Genomic DNA, 15,745 nt, shown 5'->3' with positions numbered 1-15,745 from the left:
GACGAAAAGTTGTTTTTTAATTATATAAAAAATAAATTTGGTGAATTTTTAAAATTCACTCTATATCCATTGGAAATTTTAAGTAATATCCATTTTAGTAATTAGTATTACATAATTAACTAATTTCGGACACTCCCGATAGTAATTATTTCTTGAAAAATAGAAAAAAGTGGGATTGAATATTGCATTCAATCAAATTCGAAATTTTCATTGATTCCCTTTAAAAGATCAATGTAGTCCTGGAACTTCTCAGGGGCATCTTCAACATACCGGAAGTTTTTAACCCTGCTGTGAGTACGTATTGACTTAGGCACTTTCATGTAATCTCCATAGACCTTTCTGAGATAAGTGTCATGGTCATTTGGACACGGAAACATCCTGTCAACATATTTCATTCTTTTAAGCGGAAATACTGTTTCCTTATCAACAATAAGCATCTTGTAAAGGTTTCTAGGACCGCATGCACCTTCAACACCATGCATCACATACTTGGATTCCTCCATGCTGAGGTTCAGGTTTTCATAAAGGTTTTCAAGGCTTTTTTCCATTCCTTCGCCCCTGCTCAGATCCCTGAAGTAATCAAGTTTTGACTCATAGTACAAATCGTCAATAGTGTCAGGGTCATAGTCGTTTAAGAAATCATATGGGAAAACGTCAACACCGCCCAAAAGGGCATTTTTACCCTCATGGTTCTTGTCAATGATGAAAAGCTGGAGAAAACTGTCAATCTTATCCCCTTCGATAGGACGTTTCCTGTAACTGATTGTAATGATATCCTGCAGATTATACTTTTCAATCTCCTTCGGAAGAACCTCATTGAACTTGATGTAGTCCTCCCTCATCATTCCGATATCTGTATCGTCATCCCAAGGCACAAAACCTTCATGCCTTACAGTACCGATAAGGTTTCCGAAATCAATCCACCACTGCAGGTCGTATTTCTTGCAGACATTATCACAAAATGATAAGAGTTCAACGCAGATTCCTTGCAGGCCTGAAAGCAATGGCTTCGGATGAAGCTCATAATCCAAAAATATTGTATTGAACAGATGATTGTAGGAGTCAAGATAATCGTCAGTTGTCTTTTTGTATTCCTTGAAATCCTCCTTCAACTGCGCCACGCTTTCTGATTCCTTTTTGTAATAGTTATAGCTGTTGCTCTTTTTTAGAAAATATTCCATGAAACGTTGTTTAAAACCCATCTACTCACCATCGTATCTTTTTGCTAAAACATATCCCTTGAATAATTCTATATCCTCTTTATTGGTAATCTTGATATTGATCTGACTGCTTTTAGAAAGGTAAATCTCCCTGCCCATCAGATACATTAAAGTGGTTGTGTGAGGTTCAACCTGTTCAAGCAGGTTCTTTTCAATAGCCTCGTCATAGAGCTGTGTAACGTATGAAAACTTGAAGCACTGAGGAGCGTTGAATATTACGATCTTGTCCCTGTCAATCCATTCTGTTGACTTTTCGCCGTCATTGGTTCCGACAAGCAGCGGGGAAGACATTGCAGGTGATGAGTTTCCCTTTTCCCTGCAGACCCTTATCGCATCGGAGATGATGTCCTCCTGCACGAAAGGTGAAGCGCCGTAATGAACAAGGACAATGTCATCGTCATCAAGCACGCCCTTGAGATTGTTGACTCCATTGATTACTGAATGCTGAAAGTCAACGCCGCCTTTTGTAATCCATTTCACCTTGTCTAAATTGTATTCGTCAACAAGTTCCCTTAAATAATCCATATGACTTTCAATGCAGACAACTTCAATAGCATCAATTTCAGGATGATTCTGAAATGCCTCAATGGTATACACCAGTATAGGTTTTCCTAAAACCTTGATGAATTGCTTTGGTATGTCCGCTCCAACCCTAGAGCCTACACCTCCAGCCAATATAATAGGTACGTTCATAAATATTATAACTCCATATAAATTTGAATAATGAAAATCTCCGATTATTTCTCAGATTTTCTTAAGCCTTTTGTATATTTCCAGCTGCGTGAATTAAACAGCTGATTGTTAATGTCCTGCAGTTCTTCAGCCTGCTCGGTAAGCTTTTCGTTTTCCTCAGCCAACAATACATTTTGGATTTTGGCGTCTTCAATGAGGAATTCATGATATCTCTCTTTATATTCCTCGTATGATTCAGTGTTGAAAAATAATATGAGATTTCTTAAAGTATCTGCCGGAATGAGTTCATTGTGCCATACTTTCATGTCAATTAGCATCTGTTTGGCCTTGCTGTAGAACTCCTCTGAATTCTCGATATTTATCTTGTTCATCATGTGATGGACCAGAAATGCCTCATATTCATATTTGAAATTATCGAAGTAGGTTGTAGGCCATCCGAAAGCTTCCATGGCACTGTCATACATGACAATGTCGTCAAATTCTGTTCCGTAATCCAAAAAGTACATGAGCTTTTGCTTGAATATCTCTGAGGTCTCATACAATCCCCCTTCTTCTAAAGCATCAAAACACCCTTTAAAGTGAAGAATATAGTGAAGTTTTTTCTCAGGCGTATTGATTTTAGCGTATGGCTTTCCGGATTCAAACCTGTAAGCATACAAATCGACAGGACATCCGTAAACCTTATCCACTTTTGCCAATACCTCTGAGAGGAATACAGGATCCTGACCTCTTCTTAAATCCTTGAATCTGATGTTGTGCTCATTTAAGAATGATCTTTTAAATATGTTCTTGTAGAATGCCCAAGGGACTCCGTATTCGGCAGGTGTGATTGTTTTTGGAGAGTCGAAATAATAGTAGTTTTCCGCTTTGTAGTTGGGATTGTCTATAATCTCACCGGTATCGAAGGAGAGTCTTTTTAAGTTTCCGCAGACCAGATCCGCATTGTTTTTTACACCATAGTCATATAATGTTTCAAGTGCATTGCCGTCCACAAAAATGTCGTCTGCATCAAGAAATGCGATGTATTCTCCTGTGGCTTCGTCAAGCCCGTGGTTTCTGGCACTTCCTGAACCCTCGTTTTCCTGGGTAAATATTTTTATACAGTCATATTTTTTGGATAACTCCTTTAACAGTTCAACTGAATTGTCTGTGGACCCGTCATCAACACAGACTATTTCAATATCCTTTAAAGTCTGTTTCATTGCACTTTCAATTGATTCTTCCAATAGCTCGCTTGCATTGTAAACAGGCATTATAATAGAAACTTTAACCATAATCACACTACCTTAAATTTTTAATATCCCTTAAAGGTTTTGTCAATTTCCAACTGTTTGAATTGAAAATCTCCTCCTGAGTCTTCTCAAGTCTGTCAATCTTTTCTTCCAACCTACTAACTTTTCTGTTCAATCTGTCGTTTTCTATTTCCAGTTTTCTCTTTTCCTTTTTGTATACAGTATTCTGTTCCTTCAGTATCTTTCGCCTTTCGGCAAGATTGTCAAAACGGTTCTGCAGTCTTTCATGCTTATTTTCCAATCTCTTAATGTCCCATTCCAGTTTCAGATTTTCCATAAGAGCCTCAAATTCATAAAAGTCACGAGAGGCAACAACCTTTTCAAAGCGGGAGCGGTTGTATTCGTTGAGGTTTTCCATGGCATCATCATATTTTTCATGGCCTATGAGCTTCATGAAATCCTCCTTCATTGCACCGTAATAGAATTCCTTGTAGATGTCCTGAATGTGAGAATATCTGTTGAACACCATCTTGATTTTGCGGTTGTACAGCCTTTCCCTGTACTTTTCAAAGTATCCGTGGTCAATGAAGCTTTGGACGATCATGTTGTTGATTGTGATTGAACTTACGTAGCGCTTGTCGCCCGCACCGGTTGATGATTTTGAATGCAGCCTTCTGGTATACAGCTTTTTCGGGTAGAAAAACATCCTTTCGGCATCAAAAATGATTCCCCAGAAGAAGATGTTGTCATGAAATATCAGACCTTCCGCAAACTGCGCACCGGTTTTGATGACAAACTCGCGATTGTAGAACTTGCACCAAGGGGTGACTGAAAAATCAAAGATGTGATCTTCCAAATCATCAAATGAAAAGACCCTGTCTCCAACAAACTCGTAGAGCTCGTTCATCAGATAGTAATCGGTATCGAAATGCTCTCCTGTATCCTCATCGTAGTTTGTTGCCTGAAATATGAGAAAGTCAAGTTCCTTCTCTTCTGAGATTTCATAAAACTGCCTCAGGGCGTCACCGTCAAGGAGGTCATCCGCATCCATGAAGTAGATGTATTTTCCCACGGCCTTTGTCAATGCATGGTTTCTTGCGGCTCCACCGCCCTGATTTTCCTGGTGAAAGATTTGAAAATTATCAAATCTATTATTATAATCCTCAAGAATGTCCCAGGAAGAATCTACAGAACCGTCATCAACGCATATGACTTCAATATCATCAAGTGTCTGGTTGACGATGCAGTCCAGGGACTCTCTCAAATAATCTTCGGCATTGTATACCGGAATAATAACTGAAACCTTAACCATAATATCATTTAAACATTTTTTTAGCAACTCTTAAAGGACCTGTAATCTCCCAGCTTCTGGAGTGAAGAACAGCGTTGTTTTCAAGACTCAATTTTCTGATCTTTCTCTCCAGACTCCTGTTCTGGTTTTTCAAAGTTGCATTTTCATAAAGTATCTTGAATTCCTCATGAGTGTTTGAGTTCACAACACTGTCAAAGCGGTGCTTATTGTAAAGATATATGTTATATATGAAATCATCATATCTTTCGCTGTAGAGCATCTTTGTGAAATCCTCTTTCATCTTCTCATAGAAATACTCCTTGAACTCATCCTTGATCTTGTTATATCTCATGAAGACCAGACGGATTTTCTTGTTGTAGAGATACGCCTTGTGCTTTTCGAACATGCCGTATTTAATGAACCTGTCTATGATGAGATTGTTCACTGCAATGCTGTCAACGAAATGCTTTCCACCGGATGTTGTGGATGATGTTGAATACCATCTTCTTTTAAAGAGGTGTTTTCTTAAAAATACAATCCTTTCAGCATTGAAAAGCACATCCCAGAAGAATACGTTGTCCTCAAAGACCAGACCTTCAGGAAATATTGCTCCGCATTTTTCAACAAACTCCCTGTTATAGAGCTTTGTCCATGGGGTAACCGCAATGTCAAAGATGTAATCCTCAATGTCCTTGTAGTTGAACACCCTGTCGCCGACAAAATCGGCAAGTGCATTCATACTGTAGTTTTCAGCCTTGACATATTCTCCGGTGTCCATATAATAGTTGATGGCCTGGAAGAGAACAAAGTCAACATTCTTTTCCTCTGCCAATTTATATGTGTCTTCAAGAGCTGTCAATTCAAGTATATCATCTGAATCCATTAAAAATAAATATTTTCCCTTAGCCAGCTTCATACCACGATTGGTTGCAACAGCGTGACCGCCGTTTTCCTGATCAATTACAGTGAACCTATCGTCACGGGAAGCATAGTCATTTAAAATATCCAAAGACTTGTCGGTTGAACCGTCATTGACGCAGATGATTTCAATATCATCAAGAGTCTGGTTAACGATACTGTCCAGACATTCCCCCAAGAAGTCTTCAACATTATAAACGGGAATTACAACAGAAACTTTTACCATATTCTCACTTATAAAAATTTTATCAGTATAATTTATATTGTTAATACTATTTAAAGTAATTCTAAAATATTAATTTAATGGCTTTTTTATGGTATTGTAATGAATTTAAAAGCCGTAGATATTGATACGGATAAAAAAAGCTCATCAAAAAAGTGAAAATATTTAAAAAAATAGAAAAGGTATATGATTAAAAATTAATCATAAAACTTGCCGAGGAAGTCTTTCATTCTTTGGTTGTCGGATGAAAATACTTCATCAGGTGTTCCTTGCTCTACAATCACTCCACCGTCCATGAAGATGATTGTGTCTGCGACATTACGTGCAAATGCCATCTCGTGGGTAACGATAACCATTGTCATGTTGTTTGCAGCCAAATCCTTGATTACATTCAATATTTCACCGGTAAGTTCCGGATCCAGTGCGGATGTAGGCTCGTCGAAAAACAGAATGTCCGGATTCATTGCAAGAGCACGTGCAATAGATACCCTTTGCTGCTGTCCTCCTGAAAGTTCACATGGATATGCGTCTTCCTTATCTGAAAGTCCCATCTGAGACAACAGTTTTCTTGCATGGTCATAAACTTCTGTCTTATCTCTTTTTTGTACTTTAATTGGTGCATTTGTAATGTTTTTCATTACTGAATGGTGCGGGAACAAGTTAAAGTTCTGGAATACCAATCCAAAGGTACCGTCAAAATTAATTTCACCACTGTCCTCCTGTTCCAGGTCAGTGATGCACCTGAGCAATGTAGATTTACCGGAACCTGACGGTCCGATGATTGCCAATACCTCTCCCCTTTCAACATTGAGAGATATGTCTTTCAATACCACATTGTCATCAAAACTTTTCTTAAGGTTTTTAACTTCTAGTAAACTCATAAAGCACTCCTCCTATTCATAATAATCCAATCTGTTTTCAATGTGTTCCATGACGAAAGCAACAATCATGTTGAATACGTAATAGAATACACCTGCTACCAATAGTGCAGCGATTGAAGCTTCAGATGCTGCAATCTGTTTAGCTACTGTAAACATTTCCGGAATTGCGATAACAAATGATAGAGAAGTATCTTTTACAAGAGTAATCACTTCATTAGTAATTGAAGGAAGAACTACTTTGAATACCTGCGGCAATATAATTATGAAAAATGTTTGAAATTTGGAATACCCTAATACCTGGGCAGCCTCATATTGTCCACTGTTGATAGATTCAATTCCGCCTCTATAAATTTCAGCAAAGTATGCTGCGTAATTTATTGTAAATGCTATAATAACGGCTATAAATCTGTAATCAGCTGAAAGATTTATTCCAAAAACATAATACGGTGCGAAGAATACAACAATCAACTGTAACATCAATGGTGTACCTCTCATGATTGAAATATAAACCTTTGCAATCCATCTGAGCGGTGCAAACTTACTCATTCTTCCTCCGGCTACTACTAAACCAAGAGGAAGAGAGAATAGAAGTGTGAGTAAGAATATTTCAATAGAGGTGACCATACCTCCAAGCAATAATTCAATTACCTTACTTAATATCATATATCTAATTCTCCCCTCTTACTGTTCTAATTTAAGGTTGGATTAAAGCGTCTTCGGAAATACCGTATTTTTCAGCGATTTTAGCTACAGTACCATCTTTGAACATTTCATCTAATGTGGATTGTACTTGGTCTTTTAATACGTCATTTCCTTTTTTGAATCCAATACCATATTTTTCGGTTGTAATTGACTCATTCAGGATAGAGAATGCGCTGGTATCATTTTTTTGTTGGATATCATATTCAGCAACACCAATATCCATAGCAACAGCATCACATGCACCAGATTCTAAGTCCATGAATGCAGTGTTATAGTCAGCAACTTCGGTTAAGGTTCCAAAAGTGTCAGCGATAGTTTTGTTGTCACCTTGAAGAGCTGCTAAAGCGGATGAATCTTTTTGTGTTTCTACGGTTTTACCTGATAAATCTGAAATAGATTTAATGTTTGAGTCTGATTTAACAACAAATATTTGTTTGTTGTCAAAGTATGGGTTAGACCAAAGGTAATCGTTTTCTCTTCCGTCAATTGTGAATCCGTTCCAGATACAGTCAATAGATCCGGAATCTAATTCTGCATCTTTTGAATCCCAGTCAATTGGTTGGGCTTTGAAAGTCCAATTGTTTCTTTCACAAACTTCTTTTGCTAAGTCTAAATCGAAACCAGTGTAGCTTCCATTATCGTCCTTATATCCGTATGGTGGGAATTCTGCATCGAATCCTACAATGAGAGTTTCATTATCGTTTCCTGCTGCAGTGTCGCTTCCTCCCAAAAAGTCAAATAAACCTGCGCTTGCAGTACCTATTACCATTAATGATAATAGAACTAAAGCTAAAATAAAACCTATCTTTTTATTCATTTAAAACACCAAATAGTTATAACTATGTAGAAATTTTTTCTACAATAATATTTTTTATTTTTTGATATATTAATTTAATTATATGATTTTTGAATGAAATAAAGAAATAGTTTAGTTAAAATTAAAAAAGGTAATATTTTAGGCTAATAAATTATTAAAAAATTCTATTTTTTAACAGCATCGCCTAAATATCTTAACGGTTTTGTAACTTTCCAGCTGGTCGAGTTAAGGGCTTCTTCATTAATTCGGGTTAACCTTTCATTCTCTTCGGCTAATTTTTCATTTTCACTTTTAAGGTGCTGGTTTTCGTTGGAAAGTTTTTCGGCTGATTTTGATGCCTTCGCGTAGCTTTTGTTCAAGTCAAAGTATTTGATTGACAGGTCAAATTCCCTTGCGTTTTCGGATTCGATGGCGCTGTAGAATATTTCCCTTAGGCGTTCAGGGCCATTCTGGAATGCCTCATCTGCATCATACTCGTCCTTTTTGGCAAGATAGTCCTTTTTCATTTCAGTGAAGAATATGTCCTTGTCCTCACCGCTGACCTGATCGAACCTTAGATAGGTGTTTGTGATAGTCTTGTTGAAAAGCTGAGGCTTATATTGATCATACAGTCCGTAATCCTTTGTTATGTCGATTAATAAGTTGGAAACTGCAATATAATCAGTGAAGTTCTTGCTTGAGGTTGTAATGGAGTCCTGCCTTACTCTTCTGATGTAGAGGTATTCATCAAGAAAGCTAACCCTTTCTGCCTTGAAGAGCGCCTCGACGAAAAAGGCATTGTCCTCGAATATCATTCCCTCAACAAATTCCATATCTTTTATCAGGTCTCTTTTAAAGAATTTTCCCGGAATGGAAACGGGAATCCTGTATACATACTTTGGAATGTCCCTGTGGCTGAACACTTCACCGGCATATTCTCCCATATATTTCATGTCATAGTATTTGGTAGGGTATCTCTCCTTTGTCTCATCATCAATATTAATCAGCTTGAAGAGCACCATGTCCAAATCGTTTTTCTCTGAGAGTTCATACAGCTTTTGAAGAGCATCGAGCTCGAGATAATCATCAGAGTCTATAAAATAGACATATTTTCCATCTGCATTTTTCAAACCAGTGTTTCTTGCTCCTGAAAGGCCCCTGTTTTCCTGGGAAATCACTTTTATGCGTTTATCCTTTTTGACATAATCGTTGAGAATATCCAATGTGGAATCGGTAGAACCGTCGTTAACGCATATGATTTCAAGGTCATCAAATGTCTGGTTCATAATGCTTTCCAGACATTCCCCCACGTATTTTTCAACGTTGTAAGCTGGAACAATAACTGATATTGAAGGCATATTTAACATCCAATCTGATACAATTCAAATCCTAGTTTTTCTATTTTCTTGTCGTAAATGTTTCTTCCGTCAAAAATCACTTTCTGATTTAGTTTTTCTTCAAGTAGCTCAAAGTCAGGGTTTCTGAACTCCTTCCATTCTGTAATCAATATTAATGCGTCAGCATCATCAAGGGCATCGTACCTGTTATTCACAAATTCAATTGAATCGAGATACTTGTCGTCGATTGTTCTTATGAACTCTTCTCTAGCCTGTGAGTCGTATGCTTTTATTTTTGCTCCCTGATTGATGAGTTTTGAAGCTACTACAAGTGATGTCGCTTCCCTAACGTCATCGGTACCAGGCTTGAATGCAAGTCCCCATATTGCAAATGTAAGGCCTGTGAGGTCTTCTCCGAACCTGTCAAGAACCTTTTTGACAAGCACCCTTTTCTGCTTCTTGTTTACTCCTTCCACGGTTGAGAGAAGTTTAGGTTCATATCCGTTGCTCTGGGCAGTGTTTATCAATGCCTGGACGTCCTTTGGAAAACAGCTTCCTCCGTATCCGCATCCCGCATAGATGAAATCGTAACCTATCCTTTTATCTGATCCTATTCCAAGACGGACATTCTGGACATTTGCTCCTGTAACTTCACAGATGTTTGCAACCTCGTTCATGAATGAGATTTTGGTTGCAAGCATTGCATTTGCCACGTATTTTGTCATTTCAGAGGACTTGATGTCCATAAGAACGAACCTGTCGTGGTTTAAAACGAAAGTGGAATATAAGTCCTTCAGGGTTTCAAATACCTCTTCCTCTTCAGCACCTATTACGACACGGTCTGGGTGAAGGCAGTCTTCAATTGCATGTCCTTCCTTTAAAAATTCCGGATTGGATGCAATACTGATTTTTACTTGTGAATTATTTTCCTTAAGAATGTTTTCGATGTGTTCTTTCACCTTAAATCCTGTTCCGACAGGCACGGTTGATTTAATGACAACAAGTGAATCGTGAGTGATGTTGTTTGCAATATCTGAAGCGGCAGAGAAAATATAGTCAAGGTTAGCGCTTCCGTCTTCAGCCATAGGAGTTCCTACTGCAATGAATATGATGTTTGTATCGTCAAGAGCTTCCCTGATATCTGTTGTAAATATCAGATCCCCTCTTTCCTGACTGCTTTTCACCAATGTGTCAAGATTAGGTTCAAAGATGGGAAGGATGTTGTTTTTAAGTCCTTCAATTTTTTCTTCTACAATGTCTACACAGTATACCTTGTTTCCCATTTTTGAAAAACAGGCACCTGTTACAAGTCCAACATAACCGGTTCCAATAACAGTAATCTTCATATATATCCCAAAAATTTAATTTAATAATAAAATTATGTTTTTTTTGTTTTAAATAGTTTAACCAAATATCAGTTTCACTTAAAAATAATTGATTTTGTGCCCTGAATTCATTTTTTCATGATTATAATTTCAAATCAAGGCATTCATCTTTTAAATATACTTAAAATCTAAGTTGCATGTATATCATTTCACATGCTTTTTGAGCTTGTACTTTAAGAAATTAGGCAGTTTCTTCTGATTCTTCAATCGTGCATTCTCTTTTTTCAAATCGTAGTTTTTACACATCAAATCAAAGTGCCTTGCAGTCTTTGAGCTTAAGACGGCATTGAAAAGGAATCTGTTTTTCTCATCAAGGCATCCTATAAAGTCATCGCCCTCGGATGAAAAGTCATCCTTCATTGCCCTGTAGAAGTCATCCTTGAACTCGTCACGGATTTCAAAGAATCTTGTGGTAATCCACAGCACCTTCTTGTTGTAGAGAATCTGCCTGAATCTGTCAATCTGGTCGTATTTTACAAAGAGCTTGATGATGTTGTTGACCACATTGATGATGTTGATGTATCTTAAATCCCCCGCTCCTGTTGAGGACGCTGAGTGTCTGCGCCTTATGTAATATGACTTGTCAATGAAATACATCCTCTCTGCGTTGAAGAGAACCTCCCAGAAGAACTGGTTGTCATGGAAAATTGAACCTTCAAGAAACTGGGCTCCGCTTTCAAGCACGAACTTTGTATTGTAGAACTTGCACCATGGGGTGACGCTGATGTTGAATATCAAATCGCCCAGATCTTCAAATGAAAAGACCTTTCCCCTTGCAAAATCCCGGATCCTGTCCATGTTGTAATATGGGGTTTCAAAATACTCTCCGGTATCTTCAGCATAATTTGTAGCTTTGAAAATCAGAAAATCCAAATCATGTTTTGTTGATAATGCATAAAACTCATCGAATGCGTCGGTTTCAACCCTGTCGTCAGCATCCATGAAGTAGAGATATTCTCCTGTGACATGCCTGAGGGCATTGTTTCTTGCAGCACCTCCGCCCTGGTTTTCCTGATGGAATACCTTCACTCTTGAATCCCTTGAAGCTATCTCGTTTAATATCTCAAGTGAACTGTCCTCGGAGCCGTCATCGACACATATAACTTCCAAATCGTCCAGTGTCTGATTAAGTATGCAGTCAAGTGACTCCTCAATGAAATCCTCTGCATTGTAAACTGGAATAACAACAGAAACCTTAACCATTCTAATCACTTCCTAATCTTGGATACCGCTATCTTATAGATTGGCTCATCAAGCAGCTCCCTTAAATGTCTGTTTTCAATTTCCAAATCATAGTTCTCCATCATAAGGTCATACTCTTCAGGAATATCAGCCTCAAGACCGCTATCAAGGATGTTTCGCTGCCAGTCAACCAAACTGTCTGTTATATATTCATAGAACTTCTTATCTTCAGCTATCCTTTCAAAGTCCCCTTTCATCTCATCAAAGTAGGCCTGCTTATGTTCCTCCTGGATGTTCTTGTACCAGTAGTTTATAACTCCGAACTTCTTGGTTGCAAGCTCGGCCTTGTACGTATCAAAGACATTGTGCTTGAAGAAAATGTTCCAGATCATGTCTGAAATTGTTATGTAGTTGATGTATCTTCTGTCTCCTGCCGCTGTTGATGAAGCGGAATGTCTGCGTCTGATATAGAGCACCTCATCCAAAAAGCTGATTCTTTCAGCATAAAAGAGGCTGTCATAAAAGAATATGTTGTCGTGGAATATCAGTCCTTCGGCAAACTTGGCACCGGAGTTGACTACAAAATTTCTATTGTAGAACTTGCACCATGGGGTAACTGACATCTTGAAGACCAAATCGCCCAAATCATCATAGCTGAACACCTTATCTCCAACGGCCTCGGCTATCTCATTCATTGAATAGTCATCAGTTTCAAAATACTCGCCTGTATCTTCGGCATAGTTTATTGCCTTGAAAAGCAGAAAGTCAAGATTTTTTTGCTTTGATATGTCCAGGCATTTCTCAAGTGCGTAATCTTTAAGCTTATCGTCGGCATCCATAAAATAGATGTAGTTTCCTGTTGCGTGGGGGATTGCAACGTTTCTTGCAGCGCCTCCTCCACGGTTTTCCTGATGGAATACCTTCACTCTTGAATCCCTTGAAGCTATCTCATTCAATATCTCAAGAGAGTTGTCTTTTGATCCGTCATCGACACATATAACTTCCAGATCGTCCAGTGTCTGATTAAGTATGCAGTCCAGTGACTCCTCAAGATAATCGCTTGCATTGTAAACGGGAATAATAACAGAAACCTCAACCATATTATCACACCTATTTCCTGATAGCCCTCAGAGGCTTTGTAATCTTCCAGCTTGCAGATGATGAAAACTCCTCTATTTTGGATTTGAGTGTTTCATTCTCGCATTTCAAGTCGTAATTTTCCACCATAAGATCAAATTCCCTGGTGTTTTGCGCATCCAATACGCTTTGGAAAATAACCCTGTTCCTGTCATTGACATTGCTTTTCAGGTCTTCGGCAAGCTTTTCATCCTCGGCTATCTTTTCATAGTCACTCTTCATTTCTTTGAAAAACATTTCCTTGAATTCATCCTGAATATTTTGGTACCAGTAATAGACTGTACTTGTCTTTTTGGCGTAGAGTTCCTCCTTGAAATCCTCAAAAACGCCATATTTCCTGAATATGTCCCATATCAGATTGGAGATTGGGATATAATTAAGAAATCTCTCATCTCCCGCACGGGTGGATGAGGTAGGATACCATCTTCTCTTGAAGAGATGCCTTTTAAGGAAACTGATTCTCTCAGCCGCAAAAAGCACATCATAGAAAAATACGTTATCGTCAAATACAAGCCCTTCGGGAAATCTTATATTGTTCCTTTCAATGAAATCACGCCTGTAGAGCTTTGACCATGGTGTCACAGACATGTCGAATACGAAATCCTTAACGTCACGGTAGCTGAAAACGGAATCTCCAACATGATCTGCAAGTTTTGTCATGCTGTAGTTTTCCTCTTCAATATACTCGTTCTTGTCCATGTAATAGTTGATTGCCTGAAATATGACAAAGTCAACATTTTTGCTTTCGGCAAGATCATATGTCAGCTCCAAAGCCTTCAAATCAAGAATATCGTCTGAGTCCATTAAAAACAGGTATTTTCCTGTTGCAAGTTCCATTCCCCTGTTTGTTGCAACAGCATGACCGCCGTTTTCCTGGTCAATGACAGTGATTCTATCGTCCTTTGACGCATAGTCATTTAGGATGTCAAGGGACTTGTCCTTTGAACCGTCATTAACGCAGATTATTTCAATGTCAGCCAATGTCTGATTGGTGATGCTGTCGAGACATTCCCCCAGAAAGTCTTCAACATTATAAACCGGAATAACAACAGATACCTTAACCATTAATAAAACCTCTAATCATCATTAAAAATAAGTAAATGAAAAATATTGATTTCAACCAATATTTTCCCGTAAAAATTTTCTAATTAAATCCGTCATCGATAGCCAGATTTGTTACGCTGCGTGATTGCTTGTTGAACATTGTACCGTTATAGTTACAGTGAACGGTGTAGTTACCGTTTTCAAATGTCAGCAATTCAACGGAAGCTTCACCTGAATTGTCAGTGGTAACCTGATACTTATGAGCCCAACCTGAATCGTCGAGAATCTTAATGTCTACCACTTCATTTGGAAAAGCGTTTCTGTACTCGTCGGTGAGCCTTATTGAAAAAAAGTCACCGTTTTTAAGAGTGCCGTTGCTTGTAACTTCAATCTTTGTGTTGTGGCTATTTGCTGAAATGTATGCAAATGCTGCGACAGCTATTATCAGTATGACAACTACTGCAGCTATTATAGCCTGTTTTCTTTCCATCAAATCACCTTAATCGTTGTGAACTAATAAAACGTCAATGTCCGCTGTTTTAAGAACCTTTTCAGTTACGCTTCCAAGGATGAATCTGTGCAGTCCGCTTTTTCCTGAAGATGCGATGACAATCAAATCAGCACCTTCCCTTTCTGCAACTTCATTGATCTTTTCAGCAGCAAAACCTGTTTCAACAATTGTTTTCACATTCACGGAATCGTCGAAGAGTTTTTCCATTTTGGCAACGGATTCATTTGCCTCTTTTTTCATTCTTTCGTTAATTTTACGGACTTTTCTTCTGCTTTGAAATGCAGTTGAAGTAATTTTGCCCGCAACTGAAACGATTATGATTTCACCATCGTCAGCGAGTAGCTTTGATGCCCTGTCAACTTCTTGTTCCGCATAGTCTGAACCGTCTGTTGGAAGTAAAATTTTCTTATACATTATGCTTACACCAATATTAGTTAATAGTATATTAGATGTTAATGGTTAATAAGATTTATTTAAAATAAAAAAAAGTGGGATTATAAAAGAGCCTCTACGGCATCTTTCACATCACCCATGTCTTCGGTTGGCTCGAATCTGCGAACCACATTGCCCTGACGGTCAACTAGGAACTTGGTGAAATTCCATTTGATGTCATTGCTGTCCTTGTAATGTCTGTCTTTTGCTTTAAGCATTAATTTAAGTGCGGTTGCACCTTTACCTTTCAAATCAGTGAAAGGCTGTTCGTTTTTAAGGTATTCAAATAGCGGTGATGCATTCTCACCGTTGACATCAATCTTGTCGAATATTGCATACGGCACAAGCCATTTTGATCTGCACACCTCTGTGATTTCCTCGGTTGTTCCAGGGGCCTGACTTCCAAACTGGTTGCATGGGAAATCAAGTATTTCAAAGCCCTGTTCATTGAATTCATTGTACATTTCATTCAATTCATTATATTGTGGAGTGAAACCGCATTTAGTCGCTGAATTCACTATTAAAAGTACTTTGTCCTTGTATTGGCTTAGGGACTGCATGTTCCCTTCGCCGTCCTTTACTTCAAAATCATATATAGACATAAAATTCCTCCATGGGATTTGAAGATATATTGTAGAATGAATGTATTTAAAGTTTTTGGAAAATAATTTATACGAAGGTGTCGTCATCATGAAAAATTTGAAATGGATATTTAATTTTCATTTTAAATAACAGTAATTCCATATAAAACTGTTGCGAAT

16 protein-coding genes are annotated in these 15,745 nt (G+C 38.0%); all 16 read right to left on the bottom strand.

Annotation, left to right across the window (positions count from 1 at the left end):
- Positions 1–188 precede the first annotated feature (188 nt).
- Positions 189–1,202, bottom strand: coding sequence for a phosphorylcholine transferase LicD (locus tag ACKI30_RS08950; protein ID WP_407411755.1), 1,014 nt, complete (start codon positions 1,200–1,202; stop codon positions 189–191).
- Entirely contained in the window at positions 1,203–1,913 is a 711-nt protein-coding gene (locus ACKI30_RS08945) for an IspD/TarI family cytidylyltransferase (RefSeq protein WP_407411753.1), read from the bottom strand.
- 44 nt (positions 1,914–1,957) lie between these two features.
- Positions 1,958–3,187: a glycosyltransferase family 2 protein gene (locus ACKI30_RS08940; RefSeq protein WP_407411752.1), complete on the bottom strand. Its 1,230-nt coding sequence runs from the start codon at positions 3,185–3,187 to the stop codon at positions 1,958–1,960.
- 7 nt (positions 3,188–3,194) lie between these two features.
- A complete protein-coding gene (locus tag ACKI30_RS08935; protein WP_407411750.1) occupies positions 3,195–4,457 on the bottom strand; it encodes a glycosyltransferase in 1,263 nt (420 codons plus the stop codon).
- Between the two features lie 4 nt (positions 4,458–4,461).
- Positions 4,462–5,580 (bottom strand): glycosyltransferase family 2 protein, encoded by a 1,119-nt coding sequence (locus ACKI30_RS08930; RefSeq protein WP_407411748.1) that lies wholly within the window; start codon positions 5,578–5,580, stop codon positions 4,462–4,464.
- Between the two features lie 194 nt (positions 5,581–5,774).
- Entirely contained in the window at positions 5,775–6,458 is a 684-nt protein-coding gene (locus ACKI30_RS08925) for an amino acid ABC transporter ATP-binding protein (protein ID WP_407411746.1), read from the bottom strand.
- Positions 6,459–6,470: 12 nt separating this feature from the next.
- The gene (locus ACKI30_RS08920) at positions 6,471–7,121 is read right to left on the bottom strand and encodes an amino acid ABC transporter permease (protein WP_295161666.1); all 651 of its coding nucleotides are present in this window, start codon (positions 7,119–7,121) and stop codon (positions 6,471–6,473) included.
- Between the two features lie 31 nt (positions 7,122–7,152).
- Positions 7,153–7,977: an amino acid ABC transporter substrate-binding protein gene (locus ACKI30_RS08915; RefSeq protein WP_407411744.1), complete on the bottom strand. Its 825-nt coding sequence runs from the start codon at positions 7,975–7,977 to the stop codon at positions 7,153–7,155.
- A 164-nt stretch (positions 7,978–8,141) separates the two neighbouring features.
- A complete protein-coding gene (locus tag ACKI30_RS08910; protein ID WP_407411742.1) occupies positions 8,142–9,314 on the bottom strand; it encodes a glycosyltransferase in 1,173 nt (390 codons plus the stop codon).
- A gap of 2 nt (positions 9,315–9,316) precedes the next feature.
- On the bottom strand, positions 9,317–10,639 hold the full coding sequence (locus ACKI30_RS08905) for a UDP-glucose dehydrogenase family protein (protein ID WP_407411740.1): 1,323 nt from the start codon (positions 10,637–10,639) through the stop codon (positions 9,317–9,319).
- 183 nt (positions 10,640–10,822) lie between these two features.
- Entirely contained in the window at positions 10,823–11,881 is a 1,059-nt protein-coding gene (locus tag ACKI30_RS08900) for a glycosyltransferase family 2 protein (protein ID WP_407411738.1), read from the bottom strand.
- A gap of 5 nt (positions 11,882–11,886) precedes the next feature.
- The gene (locus ACKI30_RS08895; RefSeq protein WP_407411736.1) at positions 11,887–12,960 is read right to left on the bottom strand and encodes a glycosyltransferase; all 1,074 of its coding nucleotides are present in this window, start codon (positions 12,958–12,960) and stop codon (positions 11,887–11,889) included.
- A 10-nt stretch (positions 12,961–12,970) separates the two neighbouring features.
- Positions 12,971–14,062, bottom strand: a complete 1,092-nt coding sequence (locus ACKI30_RS08890; protein ID WP_407411734.1) for a glycosyltransferase family 2 protein — start codon at positions 14,060–14,062, stop codon at positions 12,971–12,973.
- A 79-nt stretch (positions 14,063–14,141) separates the two neighbouring features.
- Complete coding sequence (locus ACKI30_RS08885; protein WP_407411732.1) at positions 14,142–14,531, bottom strand: hypothetical protein; 390 nt, start codon at positions 14,529–14,531, stop codon at positions 14,142–14,144.
- A 9-nt stretch (positions 14,532–14,540) separates the two neighbouring features.
- Positions 14,541–14,966 carry a universal stress protein gene (locus ACKI30_RS08880; RefSeq protein ID WP_407411730.1) on the bottom strand — a complete coding sequence of 142 codons (426 nt, stop codon included), beginning with the start codon at positions 14,964–14,966 and terminating at the stop codon, positions 14,541–14,543.
- Positions 14,967–15,046: 80 nt separating this feature from the next.
- Entirely contained in the window at positions 15,047–15,586 is a 540-nt protein-coding gene (locus tag ACKI30_RS08875) for a glutathione peroxidase (protein ID WP_407411728.1), read from the bottom strand.
- Positions 15,587–15,745: the final 159 nt, after the last annotated feature.

Origin of the sequence: Methanobrevibacter sp., from assembly GCF_045539575.1 — an archaeon.
GTDB lineage: Archaea > Methanobacteriota > Methanobacteria > Methanobacteriales > Methanobacteriaceae > Methanocatella.
Note: the sequence above shows the minus strand (reverse complement) of the source record. Positions and strands in the feature narration are given on the sequence as shown.

Excerpts from the sequence above, each read along its gene's own strand:
- ACKI30_RS08950 (WP_407411755.1), bottom strand. The coding sequence starts at position 1,202 with ATGGGTTTTAAACAACGTTTCATGGAATATTTTCTAAAAAAGAGCAAC.
- ACKI30_RS08945 (WP_407411753.1), bottom strand. The coding sequence starts at position 1,913 with ATGAACGTACCTATTATATTGGCTGGAGGTGTAGGCTCTAGGGTTGGA.
- ACKI30_RS08940 (WP_407411752.1), bottom strand. The coding sequence starts at position 3,187 with ATGGTTAAAGTTTCTATTATAATGCCTGTTTACAATGCAAGCGAGCTA.
- ACKI30_RS08935 (WP_407411750.1), bottom strand. The coding sequence starts at position 4,457 with ATGGTTAAGGTTTCAGTTATTATTCCGGTATACAATGCCGAAGATTAT.
- ACKI30_RS08930 (WP_407411748.1), bottom strand. The coding sequence starts at position 5,580 with ATGGTAAAAGTTTCTGTTGTAATTCCCGTTTATAATGTTGAAGACTTC.
- ACKI30_RS08925 (WP_407411746.1), bottom strand. The coding sequence starts at position 6,458 with ATGAGTTTACTAGAAGTTAAAAACCTTAAGAAAAGTTTTGATGACAAT.
- ACKI30_RS08920 (WP_295161666.1), bottom strand. The coding sequence starts at position 7,121 with ATGATATTAAGTAAGGTAATTGAATTATTGCTTGGAGGTATGGTCACC.
- ACKI30_RS08915 (WP_407411744.1), bottom strand. The coding sequence starts at position 7,977 with ATGAATAAAAAGATAGGTTTTATTTTAGCTTTAGTTCTATTATCATTA.
- ACKI30_RS08910 (WP_407411742.1), bottom strand. The coding sequence starts at position 9,314 with ATGCCTTCAATATCAGTTATTGTTCCAGCTTACAACGTTGAAAAATAC.
- ACKI30_RS08905 (WP_407411740.1), bottom strand. The coding sequence starts at position 10,639 with ATGAAGATTACTGTTATTGGAACCGGTTATGTTGGACTTGTAACAGGT.
- ACKI30_RS08900 (WP_407411738.1), bottom strand. The coding sequence starts at position 11,881 with ATGGTTAAGGTTTCTGTTGTTATTCCAGTTTACAATGCAGAGGATTTC.
- ACKI30_RS08895 (WP_407411736.1), bottom strand. The coding sequence starts at position 12,960 with ATGGTTGAGGTTTCTGTTATTATTCCCGTTTACAATGCAAGCGATTAT.
- ACKI30_RS08890 (WP_407411734.1), bottom strand. The coding sequence starts at position 14,062 with ATGGTTAAGGTATCTGTTGTTATTCCGGTTTATAATGTTGAAGACTTT.
- ACKI30_RS08885 (WP_407411732.1), bottom strand. The coding sequence starts at position 14,531 with ATGGAAAGAAAACAGGCTATAATAGCTGCAGTAGTTGTCATACTGATA.
- ACKI30_RS08880 (WP_407411730.1), bottom strand. The coding sequence starts at position 14,966 with ATGTATAAGAAAATTTTACTTCCAACAGACGGTTCAGACTATGCGGAA.
- ACKI30_RS08875 (WP_407411728.1), bottom strand. The coding sequence starts at position 15,586 with ATGTCTATATATGATTTTGAAGTAAAGGACGGCGAAGGGAACATGCAG.